The organism is Sphingomonas beigongshangi (assembly GCF_016820445.1).
GTDB classification, from domain to species: domain Bacteria; phylum Pseudomonadota; class Alphaproteobacteria; order Sphingomonadales; family Sphingomonadaceae; genus Sphingomonas; species Sphingomonas beigongshangi.
The window spans coordinates 386,746-403,144 of sequence record NZ_JADHDT010000001.1 but is presented as its reverse complement, the minus strand read 5'-3'; the positions used below and the strand labels follow the sequence as shown (position 1 = coordinate 403,144).

8 protein-coding genes are annotated in these 16,399 nt (G+C 69.7%); 1 reads left to right on the top strand and 7 read right to left on the bottom strand.

Annotated features, from left to right (window positions below; translation table 11 throughout):
* The first annotated feature begins 30 nt into the window (after nucleotides 1-30).
* A complete protein-coding gene (locus IQ292_RS01885) occupies nucleotides 31-924 on the top strand; it encodes an aldo/keto reductase (RefSeq protein WP_203308604.1) in 894 nt (297 codons plus the stop codon).
* Here the strand turns inward: IQ292_RS01885 and IQ292_RS01880 are convergent, their stop codons facing one another.
* Genes IQ292_RS01880 through IQ292_RS01850 form a run of 7 tightly spaced genes read right to left on the bottom strand, consistent with a single transcriptional unit; the run spans nucleotide 925 to nucleotide 16,326 of the window.
* Entirely contained in the window at nucleotides 925-2,847 is a 1,923-nt protein-coding gene (locus tag IQ292_RS01880; RefSeq protein ID WP_203308603.1) for an alpha-L-fucosidase, read from the bottom strand.
* Nucleotides 2,844-5,066 (bottom strand): hypothetical protein, encoded by a 2,223-nt coding sequence (locus IQ292_RS01875; protein WP_203308602.1) that lies wholly within the window; start codon nucleotides 5,064-5,066, stop codon nucleotides 2,844-2,846. The genes IQ292_RS01880 and IQ292_RS01875 overlap by 4 nt, the downstream gene beginning before the upstream one ends.
* Nucleotides 5,063-7,474: a GH92 family glycosyl hydrolase gene (locus tag IQ292_RS01870; RefSeq protein WP_203308601.1), complete on the bottom strand. Its 2,412-nt coding sequence runs from the start codon at nucleotides 7,472-7,474 to the stop codon at nucleotides 5,063-5,065. Before IQ292_RS01870 ends, IQ292_RS01875 begins: the two co-directional genes overlap by 4 nt.
* Nucleotides 7,471-8,892, bottom strand: coding sequence for a glycoside hydrolase family 125 protein (locus IQ292_RS01865; RefSeq protein ID WP_203308600.1), 1,422 nt, complete (start codon nucleotides 8,890-8,892; stop codon nucleotides 7,471-7,473). The genes IQ292_RS01870 and IQ292_RS01865 overlap by 4 nt, the downstream gene beginning before the upstream one ends.
* A complete protein-coding gene (locus IQ292_RS01860; RefSeq protein ID WP_203308599.1) occupies nucleotides 8,889-11,435 on the bottom strand; it encodes a glycoside hydrolase family 3 C-terminal domain-containing protein in 2,547 nt (848 codons plus the stop codon). The genes IQ292_RS01865 and IQ292_RS01860 overlap by 4 nt, the downstream gene beginning before the upstream one ends.
* Nucleotides 11,432-13,999: a beta-mannosidase gene (locus IQ292_RS01855; protein WP_203308598.1), complete on the bottom strand. Its 2,568-nt coding sequence runs from the start codon at nucleotides 13,997-13,999 to the stop codon at nucleotides 11,432-11,434. The genes IQ292_RS01860 and IQ292_RS01855 overlap by 4 nt, the downstream gene beginning before the upstream one ends.
* Complete coding sequence (locus IQ292_RS01850; protein ID WP_203308597.1) at nucleotides 13,996-16,326, bottom strand: beta-N-acetylhexosaminidase; 2,331 nt, start codon at nucleotides 16,324-16,326, stop codon at nucleotides 13,996-13,998. Before IQ292_RS01850 ends, IQ292_RS01855 begins: the two co-directional genes overlap by 4 nt.
* Nucleotides 16,327-16,399: the final 73 nt, after the last annotated feature.

Sequence of the window (16,399 nt, the reverse complement as noted above, 5' to 3'; positions counted from 1 at the left end):
GTCCGTCCGGCGTTGTGCGAAGGCGGCGGCATGACCACCATCCACCTGTCCGCCGCACCACGTCCGTTGGGGCGCAGCGATATCCTGGTCTCGCCGATTGCCTGGGGCATGTGGCGGCTGGCGGGTTCGGTAGCGGGCGCGCGCGCGTCGATCGACGCGGCGCTGGAGGCGGGGATCACGTTGTTCGATACCGCGGACATCTATGGCGCGGACCAGCCCGCCGGCTTCGGATCGGCGGAACTGCTGTTCGGCGATGCGCTCGCGGAAGCGCCCGACCTGCGCGAGCGGATGGTGATCGCGACCAAGGGCGGCATCCGTCCCGGCATCCCGTACAATTCGAGCGCGGCCTATCTGGCGGATGCGCTCGACGCCTCGCTGACGCGGATGCGGGTGGAGCGGGTCGACCTCTACCAGATCCACCGCCGCGACCTGCTGACCCATCCGCAGGAGGTGGCGGGGGCGCTGACGCGGATGGTCGAAAGCGGCAAGGTCCGCGCCGTTGGCGTCTCCAATTACAGCCCGGCGGAATTCGAGGCGCTGCAGGCGTTCCTCGACCAGCCGATCGTCAGTACGCAGCCCGAATTCTCGGCTTTGCACAGCGCGCCGCTGTTCGATGGCACGCTCGACCAGGCGATGCGGCTCGGGGTGGGCGTGCTCGCCTGGTCCCCGCTGGGCGGCGGCCGCCTGGCCACGGGCGACCATCCCGCCGCGGCGGCGCTGGCGGCGCATGGCGCGCGGCACGGCGTCGACGCGGCCACGGCCGCACTCGCCTGGGTGATGGCGCATCCGGCGCAGATCATCCCCATCGTCGGATCGCAGGCGCCCGCGCGCATCCGCGCCGCCGCCGATGCCTATACGGTCGGCTGGACGCGCGCCGAATGGTATGCCGTGCTCGAGGCCGGCCTCGGCGCGCGCCTGCCGTGATCAGCGGGTGAACGCGCCGATATCGGCGATGGCGAGATGGCCTACCGGCTTCGCGGCGGCGGGGAAGGCCAGGCGCAGATAGCGCGCGCGGACCGGTGCGGCGAAGGCGATACGCTGAGTCGAGAGGGCATAGGCGATGTTCGGAAACTCGCCGTCGCCCGCCGGAGCCCAGGACGTGCCGTCGCGGCTCGTTTCGACGCGATAGCCACGCGGCGGCGCGCTGTCGGGATCGGGGTGGCGCCATGGCGTCAGGCTGAAGCCGGCGATCGTCTGTACCCCGCCGATGTCGAGCGTGACGCCGGCCGGCGTCGTGGCGGTGGGCGCGGGTTGCGTCCAGACCGTCGATCCGTCGCCGTCGAGCAGTGCCTCCGCGCCCGGGGCGGTCGCCGCGACGACCTTCCAGCCGCGCGTCGAGAGGGTCGTCGGATCATTCGATTGCGGCGGCGCGACGTCGGCGGGCGCGACGCTGCGGAAGAGGGCGATCTCGCTGATCGCCGGGCAGACGGGCGCCTCGAGGATCACGAGCCGCACCCGGCGCGCAGCGATCGGGGAGGGCAGGCGGATCAGCCGCTGCGCGCCGATGCAGGCGTGGGTCGCCAGCCGCCGCCACGTGCCATCGACGTCCGCCTCCACCGCGAACCGCGTCACCCGCACGCCGAGCGGCAGGTGTTCACGCAGCCGGATCAGGTCGAACGCGCGGCCGGGCGGCAGGTCCAGCGTCAGCGTCGGCGTCGTCACGCCATCGGGCGTAGACCAATAGGTGTCGCGGTTGCCGTCCAGCACCTTTGCGGCGCCGAACGCCGGGCCCCGGATCGCGCTGGCTTGCGCTACTGCGCCTTGCGCGAGATCGGTGGCAAAGGTCGCGCGCATCGCGTCGCCGAAGCTCTTCAGCACCGCGACGTCATGCGCCGGGATCTGCCCGCGCCGGTCGGGCGGAAGGTTGAGATTGAGGTTGGTGCCGCGACCCACCGATTCGTCCAGCAGGCGGACGAGCCGCGCCGGGCTCTTCACCTTCGCATCCTCGTCGGCGTGGTAGAACCAGCCGGGTCGGATCGACACGTCCGTTTCCGCCGGCCACCACAGGGGGGCGCCCCGCACGCCGCTATTGCCTTCCTCCTGGACATAGGGGTGGTCGGGCATCGTCGGCCAGCACGGATCGCCCGCGACGCCGTCCTCATTCCCCACCCAGCGGATATCGGCGCCCAGCGGATCGAAGGTACAGGCCATCGGCTGATGCTGGTGCACCAGCGCGATGATCGAGGGCCAGTTGTAATATTTCGGCGCGTCGATCTTCCGCGTCTCGCGCGCGCCGCCGTAATAGCCGTCGCCGCCATTGGCGCCGTCGAACCAGAATTCGAAAAGCTCGCCGTAGCGGGTGCAGAGCTCGACGACCTGCTTGCGGTAATAGTCGATATAGGCCGGTCGGCCATAGTCCGCGTGGTTGCGATCCCAGGGCGACAGATACAGGCCGAAAGACAGGCCGGCGCGGCGCGTCGCCTGTTCCATCTCGCGGACGATGTCGCCCCTGCCGTTCTTGTACGGGCTGTTGCGGATGCAATGTTCGGTCAGCATCGTCGGCCAGAGGCAAAAGCCGTCGTGATGTTTGGCGGTGAGGATGATGCCGGTCATGCCCCCCGCCTTGGCAGCGGCGACGATCTGGTCGGGCCGGAAGTCGGTCGGGTTGAACAGCGTCGGGCTCTCATCGCCATAGCCCCATTCGCGATCGGTGAAGGTGTTGATCGAGAAGTGGACGAAGGCGTAGCGCTCGCGCCGGTGCCAGGCGAGCTGCCTTGCGGACGGCAGCGCTCCCCATGGCTTGGGCGCGGCGACGCTGGTGAGGCGCGCCTTGGCGGCAAAGGCAGGAGCGGTGCCTGCGGCGAGGCCGGCGGCGGCGACGAGCGTGCGGCGGGAAAGATCGTTCATGGACGCGTGGCTCCGGTGGAAAGGGGGTCGGGAATCAGCCAGGTCTCGGCGACCTGCTTGCCGCGGCCGCTGCCACCCATGCCGGGCGGTCGGGTCCAGGCGAGGTCGAGCGTGCCGCGCGCCGTCGCGGCCCTGGGCACGTCGAGCGTGACCTGCATCGGATTGTCGGTGCGGCGGAAGGCGTCCTGGAGGACGTACCGGCCGTTGGCGACGAGCCGGATCGGCAGCGTATAGTCCTCGCCCGCATAGGTGATCGTCAGCCGATAGTGCCGGCGCGGGTCGAGCTCGGCATAATGCAGCCGCAGAGGTGTATCGTAGAGCGTCTCGGCATAGTCGAGCGCGGATGGCGCCCAGCCGTCGGCGAGCGTACGGTCGGCGATGCCGTCGATCGCGGTGGCGAACCCCTGAGGATCGCGCGACAGGCCGAGGCCGCGGACCAGATGCGGTTCGGCATCGGGGCGGCCCAGATCATCGTACAACGCCCCTTCCGCCCGGCGGCTGCGATCCGGGATTGGCCAGCGCTTCTCCATCTCGGCCTCGATCCAGGCGCGCCCCGCGAGGTCGGTGTCGGCGCGGTCCAGATTGGCGCCCCGCTCGACGTTCGATGCGCCGTAGCGCGTGACGCTGAGCTGCAGCCGTGCCCCCTGCCACAGTCGCTCCGCCAGCGCGTTCAGGCGCGCGAGCAGGGCATCGACGACGGCGTCATCCGGTCGGGCGAGGATGGCGCGCGCCGTCACGGGGTCGGGAGCGGCCAGCGCCGCCCTGCGCCGTGCGCGCGCCGAAATCGTCCGATGGTGCACGAGCGCGTCATAAACCGCGCGATAGCGCAGCGCGTCGATCCGCCAGTCAGCGAAGGCGGCGGGGCGGATCGCATCGGCACGCGCCAGCGTGGCATCGATGCCGGCGTTGGTCGCCGGGTCTCCGATCCAATTCGCTTCCAGCGCGGCGGGTAAGGGCGCGGCGGCGGCATCACCGATGAAGATGCGGGCGTAGTCCGCCGCCACGCTGTCGAGACCGGTGTGCGGGTCCCAGCCCAAGCGGAACCACAGGAACTGGTTGAAATCGTCGTTTACCCCTTCGGAATAGGTGACGAAGCCGACGGTCTGCGGTGCGAGATGAGCGAAGATGCGGGCATAGGCGGCGGGACGGGGATTGATCGGCTCACGACCCTCGGTCAGCGCGAATTCGGGCCACCAGCGATCCACCGGAAACTGCGCGTGCATCGTATGCGCGATGTCGGGATAGAGGATCAGCGGATAGCGTGCGGGGATGCGCGCCCGCTGCACGGCCAGCGGATCGCGCGTCTGCGGGCCGACGAAGATGCCCGTCAGCCATGCGGGGCACTTGTCGAGTTCGTGGTAGAAGGCATCGAACCCGGCGGCGTCGAACCCCTGGGACGAAATATAGACGGGCGCGCCCGGTGCCCGTGCGCGCAACAGCGCTACCTGCGCGGCGACGAGTGGGAACAGCCTGTCGGGCGCGGTGTGGCCGGGGTCGCCGCCCGGTACATAGAGCGCGTCGACGAAAGGGAGGTCGGCGAGCGTACGACGAAAGGTCGCCATCTCCGCAGCGACCGCCCCGGGCTTCGCGTAATCCCCGAGCTCGGGATAATAGAGCGCGACGTCGAGGCCGAGCCGGTGCGCGATCGTCGCGATCCCGGCCAGCGTTTCGCGCGGCGGCGCGGGAAACAGCGGGCCGGTCGCCTCATCGTCGGACACGGGCGCGATCAGCTGGACGCCGCTCGCGCCCCACAAGGCGAAATCCTCGATCCGCCGCGCGAACATCGGCAGCGTCCACGCGTCGTAGCTGTTGTTCTTCGGCCGGTAGCCTATCTGCGTCAGCCGTGTCGGTTGTGCCGGTGCCTCGTCGACGGGGCGGGGCAGGCGGAGCCGGACCGTTCCGCCGGCGACCTCGAGATGCCGGAGCACCCAGCCTGCACCGTAGACGAGCCCGCGGGTGCCGTGCGCGGTCACCACCGTCGTGGCGCCGACGCGGCGGATCGCGAACCCTTCGCGCGGTAGGGACGCCGGAGGGCGCCACCGCCGCTGGTCCGGGGCCGGCAGGGCAGCGGCGACCACTTCGACCGGCGCGATGACCAGTCGCAGTGTTCCGCACGTCGCTGCCCGTTCTGCGATGCGGCTCCGCAGCAGGGCGGCGGCGACCTCGCCGCCCGCTCCGGTCGTCACGCAGGATGCGGCGAGCGCCGCCGCCAGCATCATGCGCGCAGACGGCCGTTCGACGGCGGACGGGCGGCCGGCGCGCGGCCGAAGCGCGTGTCTGGCGTCGCGCTCATCGTGAAGCTGAGCGTGCCGCCCTTCACCAGATCGGCGTGGCGGATCCAGGTCCTGGTCCAGGGGCGGCCGTTCCACCGGACGGCGGTGACATAGGGCGTGTCCGCGCGGTTGCCCGGTGCCTCTATCACCAGCCGCTTGCCACCGGGCAGGCGCAGCGTCGCACGCTCGAACAGCGGCGATCCGAAGACATAGACCGCCTCGACCGGGTCGACGGGATAGAAACCGAGCGCGGACAGCACGAACCAGGCGCTCATCTGGCCGCAATCGTCGTTGCCGATGACGCCGTCCGGATCGTTCCTGTACATGTCCGTGCAGAGGCGGCGCACCATGGCCTGCGTCTTCCAGGGCGAACCGCTATAGGCGTAGAGATAGGCGACGTGATGGTCGGGCTCGTTGCCGTGCGCATATTGCCCGACGAGGCCGGATATGTCCGGCGGCGCATTGGCGGGGAGCGTCGACGGAGCGGTGAACAGCGCATCGAGCTTCGCCTCGAACTTCGCCTCGCCGCCCATATGGTCGATCAGGCCATAGACGTCTTGCTGGTTGAGGAACGTCGCCTGCCAGCCGTTCGCTTCCGTATAGTCGCGCCACCAAGGCTTCGGCATGTGCCCGAGCTGGACGGGATCGTAGGGGCTCCACCAGCTGCCATCGGCGAAGCGAGGGCGGGCGAAGCCGATGCCGCCGTCGATGACGTTGCGCCAGTTGCGCGAACGCCGGAGCAGGCGGTCGGCCTCGGCCGGTCTGCCGATGGCGCGCGCGATGTGCGACGATGCCCAGTCGTCATAGGCATATTCCTGCGTTCGGCTGACGCTTTCCCACCAGGTGTCGGCGGGGACGTAGCCCTTGGCATCGTAGAGGTCGCGGCCCTTGCTGTTGTCCATATCGGGCGCGGCAAAGTCGAAGGACCGCCGGGCAATGCCCGGCCAGGCGGCGGCATAGTCGCCCGGAATGCCCTTGGCCTGCGCCTCCGCGAGGACCGAGACGCCGTGCCAGCCGATCATGCAGCCCGTCTCGACGCCCTGCAGCGGCCAGACGGGCGGTCCATAGGGGCTCTGCTGCGTCTGGCGGATCATATCCGCGACCAGGCTCTCGACCCGCTCCGGCGCGACGATGGTGAGCAACGGGTGGAGCGCCCGGTACGTATCCCACAGCGAGAAGGTGCTGTAGGCGGCCTGCCCCTTCGGCAGGCGGTGCACCTTGCGATCCATCCCGACGTAGCGACCGTCGACATCGGAGAAGAGCGTCGGCGCGAGCTGCGCATGATAGAGCGCCGAGGCCATGATCGTGCGCTGGTCGGCGGTGCCACCCTCGACCGTGATCGTGTCGAGCGCTTCCGCCCAGCGCGCCCGCGCGGCGCGGCGGATGCGGTCGAAATCCCAGTGCGGAGCCTCCGCCGCGAGGTTGGCACGCGCGCCCGCGACATCGACGGCGGACAGGCCGCAGCTGGCGACGACCGGCGCGGCGCCCGCGTCGTCGTAATGCAGCACCGCCTTCAGCCGCATACCCGCGATGGCGCGCGATCCCGCCGGCTGCTCCCTGTCACCGTCGCCGTAGAAGGTGATGCGATCGGGCTTGCGCGACAGCTGCAGCGCGAAATGGATGCGCCGCCCCTTGGCCCAGCGGTTGACGGTGCGTGCGCCCGTGATCGTGCCCGCGTCGTCGACCCCCAGCGTCGCGTCGGTGATCAGCGGGGGCTGGTCGCTTGAGTCGAGGATCAGGTGCGACAGGTCCACCAGGATATGACCGGGCCCGGCGGGAAACGTATAACGGTGCCAGCCGGTCCGCTCGGTCACGGTCAGCTCGGCGACGACGCCGCTCTCCAGCGTGACACGGTAATAGCCGGGCTCGGCATGCTCGTCCCGGAAGCGCTGACGATAGCCCTTGTCCGGATCGTCGAGCGGGCCGGGGAGCAGCTGTACGGGGCCGCGCGTCGGGACCAGCAGCACGTCCAGCATGTCGCCGATGCCCGTGCCCGACAGATGGGTGTGACTGAATCCCATGATCGACCCGTCGCCGCTGTGGTAGCCGGAACAGGCGTCCCAGCGTTCGACATCGGTGTCGGGACCCAGCTGTACCATGCCGAAGGGCAGGCTTGGGCCGGGGTAGGTATGGCCGTGGCCGCCGGTGCCGACGAACAAATTAGGCGGAGTCGGCTCAGGGGCCGCGGCGAAGGCGGGCAGCGGTAGCGCCGCGGCAGCGGTGGAGGCCAGCAGCGCGCGGCGAGTGACGTGCGAACCCTCACCCGTCCCACCCGTCTGCAGCGAGCGGGCGCCTTTCCTCCCACAGTGGGAGAGGAAGGAAGCGGCGAGACCGCGGGAGGGCGTGGGTGTCATCGGAACGTCTCCTGCAGGATCGCCGGCTGCGTCCGTGCCAGCGTCACGATCAGCTCGCCGAACAGGCCGTTCGCCCAGGCGAACCAGTCGCGCGTGAATTTGGCGGGATCGTCGCGATCGAAGGTCTCGTGAATGAAGCCGGTGCCCGCGTCGCTGTCGCGGATCGTCCTCAGGCAGGCGCGGATCGTCGCGGCGTCGCTGGTCGACAGCGCGCGGACGATCAGCGACATCGGCCAGATCTGGCCGGGGCCGACATGGGGGCCGCCGATGCCCTCGCCCGCGCGACCGCGGAAGAACCAGGGGTTTGCCTCGCTCCACGCCGCCGCTTCGGTCGTGCGCCACAGGCGATCGTCCGGCGTCACGCAGCCGAGATAGGCGAGGCCGGACAGGGACGGGACATTGGCATCGTCCATGAACAACCGGTTGCCATAGCCGTCGACCTCATAGGCCCAGACCTCGCGTCCGTCCGGCAGGCGCATCGTGCCATGCTGCCGCAACGCTGCGGCCACTTCGTCGGCAAGAGCGGCGGCATCACCGGCGAGTGCGACGTCGCCGACCGCCTGCGCGAGCTGTGCGAGCTCGCGCAGCGCCGTCGCCGCGAACAGGTTCGACGGGATCAAGAAGGGGTAGAGGCAGGCATCGTCGGAGGGGCGGAAGCCCGATGCGATCAGCCCGACCGGCTTCACCGGATTGCCATGGCCCCACAGCAAAGTCTCGGTCGGCTGCGGCGCGCTGCGGCGGAAGCTGTAGGGGCCGTCACCCTGCTTGCGCTGCTGCTCGCGGAAGGTGCGCAGCGTCGTGCGCGCCGCTTCGCGCCACGTCGCGTCGAAGGGGCGCGTGTCGCCCGTTGCGCGCCAATATTGGTGCGCCAACCGGATCGGATAGCAGAGCGAATCCACTTCCCATTTCCGCTCGGCGACGCCCGGCTTCATCGCCGTCTCGTCCTTCAGTGCCCAGGGCAGGTTGGTGGTCGCCGTCGGGTCTTCCATGAAGGCATTGGCGTAAGGATCGAGGAGGATCGAGCGCGCCTGCCGCGCGATCAGGCCGCGAAACAGCTCGGCGAGCCGGGCGTCCTCCTTAACCAGGTGCAGATACGGCTTCAGCTGTGCTGACGAGTCCCGCAGCCACAGGCAGGGGATATCGCCGGTGATGACGAAGGCGTCGGGCTGGCCGCCCACCATGCCCATCCTGACGGTGGTATCGAGCGTGTTCGGATAGCAATTGCCGAACATCCAGGCGAGCTTCGGATCGGCGATCTGCTTCTGGATACGGACGATCTCGCGCTCGACCGCGCGGCTGGTGAAGCGGCGGTCGGCGGGCGCGGGGCGCTTGCTGGCATAGGGCGCGGCGGCGGCGAAGGCTGGGGTGGAGGCGATCGCCACGCTACCGGTGACGAAGGTGCGACGGTCGATACTCATTTCGGCAGCTCCGTGTCTGCGCCCGTCACCATGAAGTCGTGCCAGACGCCTGTGCCGTCGCCCGGCTGGCCGCCGCCGACGTAGAGGCGATAGGCCCCAGGGGCGACGTGGCGGCGGCCGTCTCGGTCGACGATGCTCATGGCGCGCGGATCGATCGCGAAGCTGACCCGGCCGCTGCCGCCGCGCTTCACCGAGACGCGCGCATAGCCGACGAGCTGGCGCTGCAGCACCGCCTCGGTCATGGTCGGCTTTTCGGACGGGGCGGGGGGGACGAGATAGGCCTGAACCACCTCCTCGCCATCGCGCGCGCCGGTGTTTCGGACGGTGGCGGTCACGGCAAGCGTCGCGCCCGCCGCGACGGTGACGGGCGCCGCGACGGGATCGTAGGCGAAGCGCGTATAGCTGAGGCCGTGGCCGAAGCCCCACAGCGGCGTACCGGTGAAATAGCGGTAGGTGCGTTCCTTCATCGCATAATCGACGAAGGCGGGCAGATCGCTCGTCGCCTTGTAGAAGGTGACGGGCAGGCGGCCCGCCGGGTTGTTGCGGCCGGCGAGCGTATCCGCGATCGCCGTGCCGCCCGCCTCGCCGGGATACCAGGCGGCAAGGATCGCGTGGGCGTCCGAAGGATCGACGGCGACCGCGCTGCCGCTGGTCAGGACCAGGACGGTCGGCTTGCCGGTCACCCGGAGTGCTTCGATCAGCGCGCGTTGCGGCGCGGGCAGCGCGATATCGGTACGATCGCCGCCGACAAAGCCGGGGACGGACACCGACAGCGCCTCGCCCTCCAGATCGGGCGACAGGCCGGCGACGACGACTGCGACGTCCGACGCCTGTGCCGCCGCCACCGCCTCGGCCAGCAGCGGCGCGGCGGGCGGCATCCAGGACAGGCGGAAGCTCTCGTCCTCGCTCTTGTGATCGAGCAGGATGTCGAGCGGCTGCGCGCTGCCGTCGCTGTCGATCGTCAGCTCGACGCGCCCCCTGGCCAGCGGCCCGTCGTGCAGGACCTTGCCGCCGATCGCGACACGTACGCTGTCATGCGTCGTGCAATCCTTCCAGCATTGCGCCTGATCGAGGATCAGCCGGTAGCGGCCCGGCGCGGGCGGTACAAAGTCGCCGGTCCAATGCGCGATATAGCCCGTCGCCGGCACGCCAACGGCGGGCGGGGCGCGATTGAGGTCGAGGTCGATGCGCCGGACATGGTCGGTCACGACGTGGTCGCCGGTGTGATATTCGACCGCCAGGCCGGGCCGGCCACCACTGCGCAGCGCGGTTTCCGGCAGCACGACGGCTGCGCCTTCGGCCAGCAGCGATCCCTGCGCATAGCGGACGTTGCCCGCGCCGAAGGCGGTGCGCAGCCCCTCCAAGGGAGTCACCGGTGCCGCGGCGGTGCCGTGATAATTGCCCTGCAGCACGCCAAGGTCATCGGCGTCCGCGCCGATCACCGCAATCCGGGTCCCGGGTTTGAGCGGCAGCAGGTCGTTGGCGTTCTGGAGCAGCACGATCGCCTTGCGCGCGGCCGTCAGCGCAAGCGCTCGGTGCGCTGGCGTGTCGACCTCGCTCGGCCTGATCCGCGCATAGGGGCTGGTCGCGCCGAAGGCGATGCCGAGTGCCTGCCGAGCGCGCAACGCACGCGCCAGTGCGGTGTCGACCTCACCCTGCGTGACGAGGCCGCGCCGCAGCGCCTCGGGCAGCGCGGCATAGGCGCCGCCGCAATTGAGGTCCGTGCCGCCGCGCACCGCCGCCGCCGCGCCGGCCGCGGCGTCCAGTTTATAGTGATGAAACAGGGAGATGTTCGCCACCGCATCGCAGTCCGACACGGTGAAGCCGGCGAAGCCCCAATCCCGGCGCAGCCGGTCGTTCATCAGCCATGACGCCGCGCATGCCGGCGTGCCGTGGATGGCGTTGTAGGCGCACATCAGCGACTGCGCCTTGCCCTCCGTCACGACGCGCCGGAAGGCGGGAAAATAGGTCGCTTCCAGGTCGCGGGGGGAGGGGTCAACGTCGAAGCCGTCGCGCCCCGCCTCCGGTCCGCTGTGCACGGCGAAATGCTTCGGCGTGCCGACGACCCGTGGGTGCGCCGGGTCCGGCCCTTGCAGCCCGCGCACGAATGCGGTGCCGAGCGTACCGGTCAGATACGGGTCCTCGCCATAGGTCTCCTGGCCCCGGCCCCAGCGCGGATCGCGGAAGATGTTGATGTTGGGCGACCATATCGTCAGCCCCTGGTAGATGCGCCGGTCCGCTCCGACCGGGCGGGCATTGAAGCGCGCGCGCGCCTCCGTCGACACGACGGTACCTGCAGCCTCGAGCAACGGCGCGTCCCAGGTGGCGGCCATGCCGATCGCCTGCGGAAAGACGGTGGCCACGCCGTTGCGCGCAAGGCCGTGCAGCCCCTCGTTCCACCAGTCATAGGCGGGCAGGCCCACCGCCGGATCGGCGGGCGCGGTGTTCTGCAATTGCGCGGCCTTCTGCTCCGGGGTCATCTTCGCAACGGCAGCCGCGACCGGGTCGGCGGCCTGCGCCGCGAGCAACAGGGCGAGGATCATCGTGCGAGCGTCCTTGGCGTCGGCATGGGGCCGGTGATGGTGACGGTGCGGCTCTCGCCCGGCAAGAGGTCGAAGCCGTTGTCGGACGCGGTGCCGCCCGCCGCGCCGAAGTCGAGCATCACCGCACGGGCGAGGTTACGCGCCGTGATCGTCAGCGTATCGCCCTTGCGACGCAAGGTCAGACCCGGGTCGGGATAGGCCATATCCTTTGGCGCGCCTCGCTCGACAAGTTCGCGGCTCACCACCGTGCCGCCGACCAGCAACTCCGCGACGGCATAGCTTCGCGCGGGATCGGCGGCCCCGAACAGGTCCGTGTCCGCAAAGCGCGCGACATCGGTGGAGGACAGCGGGGCGAGGCTGGTCGCGCCTTCCCGCGTCGCCAGCGTAGCGCCCGTCATGTCGCGTACCGTCACGCGCCATGTGGCCGGCATGGCTTGCTGCGCGTCGGAAACCAGCGCGATCCGCGTCGCGCCGTCCTTGTGCTCGGCGACAATCGCCTGGGGCGCGTACATGCGCCGCGCCTCATATTGCAGCAGCTTCCAGCGGCCGAGATGATCGATGCTCGCCCAGGATACCGCCGGCCAGACGTCGTTGAGCTGCCAGAACAGCGAGCCCATCGTCACCGGGCGGCAGGCGCGATGATGACGCGCCGCCATGCCGATCGCCTGTGCCTGGTTGACCTGCGTCAGATAGACGAAGTCGGCGAAATCCTTCGCGGGGCGCAGGCGCTGGTCGAGGTAGAGCTGCAGGCGCGCATTGCCCTCGCCCGCCAGGAACTTCTGGTGCGCCTTCATCACCGGGCTGTCGGGCGTCAGCCCTTTCAGCGAGCCGGCGAAATTCCTGATCGTCTCCAGCGTCGGCATGGACTGGAAGCCATATTCGCTCATGAAGCGGGGGCAGCCGTCCAGATAGCGTTCGACCGGCTTCGACCCGGACCAGACGTCCCAGAAGTGGCGGTCGCCGTTCGCGTCCGTGTCGACGGGCCCGTCATAGTCGGTCGACGGCGAGCCCGGCATATAGGGCGTCCCCGGGCTGTTGCGCGTCACCGCGTCGCGCAGCACGCGGTCGAACAGCACCGCCATGCCGGTGCCGATCCTCTCCTGCGCATCGGGGCCGATCGCGGTCTTGAACGCCTTGCGATCGCTCCAATTCTCCCAGCCCGACAGAACTTCGTTGTTGCCGGTCCAGATGACGATCGAGGGATGGTCGCCCAGCCGCGCGGTCTGCTCGTCCGCCTCGATCGCGACATTCCGGCGATAGGCGAGGTCGGGCGGCGTCACCGACCCGCCGAACATGAAGTCCTGCCACACCATCAGGCCCATGCGGTCGGCGAGGTCGTAGAAGGCGTCGTCCAGATAATAGCCGCCGCCCCAGACGCGTACCATGTTCATGTTGGCGTCGCGCGCGCTGGTGAGCAGATGCGCCATCTCGCTCTGTTCGACACGCGCAGGGAAGCTGTCGAACGGGATCAGGTTCGCGCCCTTGGCGAAGATCGGCACACCATTGATCGACAGGGCGAAGGCGCCACCGGTGCGATCGAGCGTGACGGTCCGCAGGCCTATCGTCCGGGTCGCGCTGTCGCGCATCGTGCCGCCGTCCACCAAGGCACCGGTGACGGTGTAGAGCGGCTGGGCGCCGTAGCCGACCGGCTGCCACCGCTGCGGCCGCGCCACCGTCAGGGGGATGGTGATCGCGTTGGCACCGGCGGCCAGCGCGACCTGTCGCTCGACGCTCTGGCGCTCGCCGTTCGGACCGCTCAGTGCGACGCGGACCGTCTGCGTTGCGGCGCGGTCCGCGACCAGCGTCATTCGCGCGGTCAGCCGCGCTTCCGCGTCATTGAGATCGTCCTGCGCGACCTGCAGGCGCTCGATCCGCGCGGTGTCCCATGCCTCCAGCCGGGCGGGGCGCCAGATGCCCATGGCAACGAGGCGCGGGCCCCAATCCCAGCCGTACTGATATTTGGGCTTGCGGATATAGGGCGACGTCTGCCTGCCTTTCGGCTCGTCGCCGAACGCGCTGTCATACTCCCCCGGCAACGCGTTCTTCTCGGCCAGCACCATCGGCTGGAGCGTGCGGATCGGCGAGGCGATGCGCACCAGGATCTCGTTGTCGCCCGCATGCAGCAGCGCCTTGGCATCGGCGCGCCAGCGTCGATGCGCGTTGTCGGCGGACAGCAGCCGCGTGCCGTTCACCCAGACACTGGCGAAGGTATCGAGCCCGTCGAACACGAGGTCGAGATGTCCGTGTGCCAGCATTGCCGGGGTCACGGCGAGCGTGCGGCGGAACTGCCAGTCGGTCAGGCCGACCCATTGTATCGCGCCTTCGTTGATGCCGAGGAACGGATCGGGGACCCGGTGCGCGCGGATCAGGTCCTCCTGCACGCTGCCCGGTACGCGTGCGGGCAGCCAGCGCGCCTCCTGCGGATGCGCCTTTGCCGCTGCGCCGTCGGCGGGATCGATCCGCACCTGCCACGCGCCATCGAGCGTCACCGTGTCGCGCGGGCCGGCCAGGGCGGGGGCCGCAATGCTTGCGAGGAGAAGGGCAAGCGCGACACCGCGGATCATCGTACGCCTTCCGACAATTGCACGCGCTCGACCGCGTAGAAGGGATCGCTGAGCGGCGAGGTGAACTGGAAGCAGAGGTCCGCGTCAGTCATCCCGGCCGGAATTGGCGCATCGAAGCGGAACTGCGTCGGGGCCTTTGCCGGGTCGGGCAGGGGGAAGGTCGCGATGACCGGGGTCTTCGGCCCGTCCTTTACCGGGCAGCCGGCGGTGACCACCAGTTCGCCATAAGGCGTGACGTTGAAATGGCCGCGCAACGCCGTGAAGTCGTGCGCGAGGCCGTAATTGCGCGGCAGGCGCGCGACGGCCACCGCGATCGATCGCGCGTTGGCGAGGGGCGCGCCCTTCCAGGCGGTGCAGGTGTCGAACAGGTTGACGTTGAACACCGGGGCATTGGCCGTGGCTTCGGAAGTTAGCGGCACGCGCAGGCCGAGCGCGCCCATCGGACAGGCGACGAGGTCGCTCGGCGTCGCGGAAAGCAGGCTGGCGCGGCTCGTCTCGAACGGCCGTGGCGCGGCCAGCATGTCGCCCTCCAGGAAGGCGGCAGCGCGGATCGGCGTGCCGGAGGCGACGCCGATCGGCGCGCTATAGACGCGGGAGCGGGGCGTCGGAGGGCTGCCGTCGGTCGTGTAGCGGATGGTCCCGAGCGGCACCTGGGTTTTCAGCGCAACCGTCAACCGGCCGGAACGCAGCGCGGCGCCGCGGCTGCCCTGCAGCGCATAGGCAACGGCGAAGGCGCTGTCGGCGACCTCTCCGCCATCGCGGCGCCAGCGCGCCATCTGCGGTACGATACGGCGCGCGAAGCTGGAAAAATCGCGCACGCTCTTGGGCGACCAGGTCACCTCCGCCAGCGCGCCGAGCCGCGGATAGATGTTGTGGTCCACCTGATACGGCGTGACGAGATATTCGCTCCATGCATTTGCCTGCGCGCCCAGGACGTGCCGCGCCTTGTCGGCATCGATCCCGGCCGGCATCGGGTCGTAGCCGTAGACGGCTTCCAGCGTCTGAATGCCGATCCGGCCATTGGGCTCGTCGGGCAGGTCGCTCTGCAGATTGTCCAGATAGAGGTTCGGGGCGGGTGAAAGGACGACGTCGTGGCCCTTATTGGCGGCGTCGACCGCACCCTTGTCGCCGCGCCATGACATCACGCTCGCCGATGGCGGTACGCCGCCCTCCAGGATCTCGTCCCAGCCGATCAGGCGGCGGCCCTTGCTCGCCAGATAGGCGCCGAACTGGTCGATCAGCCAGCTCTGCATCTCGTTTTCGGTCTTCGCGCCCACGGCGGCCATCTGCGCCTGCACCGCCGGGCTGCGTTGCCATTGATCCTTGACCGCCTCGTCGCCGCCCAGATGGATATAGGTGCCGGGAAAGACCGCCATCACCTCGTCGAGAATGTCCTCCACGAAGCGCACCGTCTTCGCATCGGGGTTGAGGAGATAGGGGTTGACGCCCCAGTCGTGACCCACGTCCGGCCGGTCGCCGAACACGCCATGTTCGGGATAGGCGGCGACCAGTGCCTGCGCGTGGCCAGGCAGGTCGATCTCCGGCACGATCGTGATGCCGCGTTCGGCAGCATAAGCGACGAGCGCCTTGAGCTGTTCCTGCGTGTAGAAGCCGCCAACCTTCGCGGCCGGTGACCCGCCGGTCGAAGGCGGCGTCCGCCAGGCTCCGATCTCCGTCAGTCGCGGATACCGCTTGACCTCGAACCGCCAGCCCTGGTCGTCCGATAGATGCAGGTGCAGCGTGTTGAGCTTGACGGCGGCCATGCGGTCGACGGTGCGATAGAGAAATTCGATCGGCTGGAAATGACGCGACGGGTCGATCATCAGCCCGCGCCAGGAAAAGCGCGGCGCGTCGGCGATCGACACCGCCGGAATGGCGGCGGGGTGGCCCATCATGCCGTCGGGACTCGCAAGCTGCGCCAGGGTCGCCGCACCATGCACAAATCCCCGGTCGCCCGATGCGGCGATGACGATGCCGCGCGGCGTGACATCCAGACGATAGGCTTCGTCGCCTGCGACCGAGGGGTCGCGGACGAAGCGGACAGCCCCTTGACCGATCGTGGGCCGCAGCACCAGGCCGCGGGCTGCCTTGACCTGCGCGGACAGCAGGCGCGCCGCCGCGGCAGCGCCGGCATCGCCCGGCGCGGTCCCGATCGCGGCGCCGTCGGTCAGCAGGAAGCGCCCGGCACCGCGGGTCACGCTTTGCGGCATCGGCACGAGCGGCAACGGGGCGGATCGGGTGGCGGAGGGGGACGCGGAACCCGCGGAAGCAGGCGCGCCGGCGGCGATCAACGTCGTTGCGAGAAGAAGCGACGCGCTGCGGATCATGACCGGCTCCCTGGTTCCGTTTTGGTATGGTCAGGTATCATGACCGAGCGAAAGCCTGTCGTCCATGCCCCTC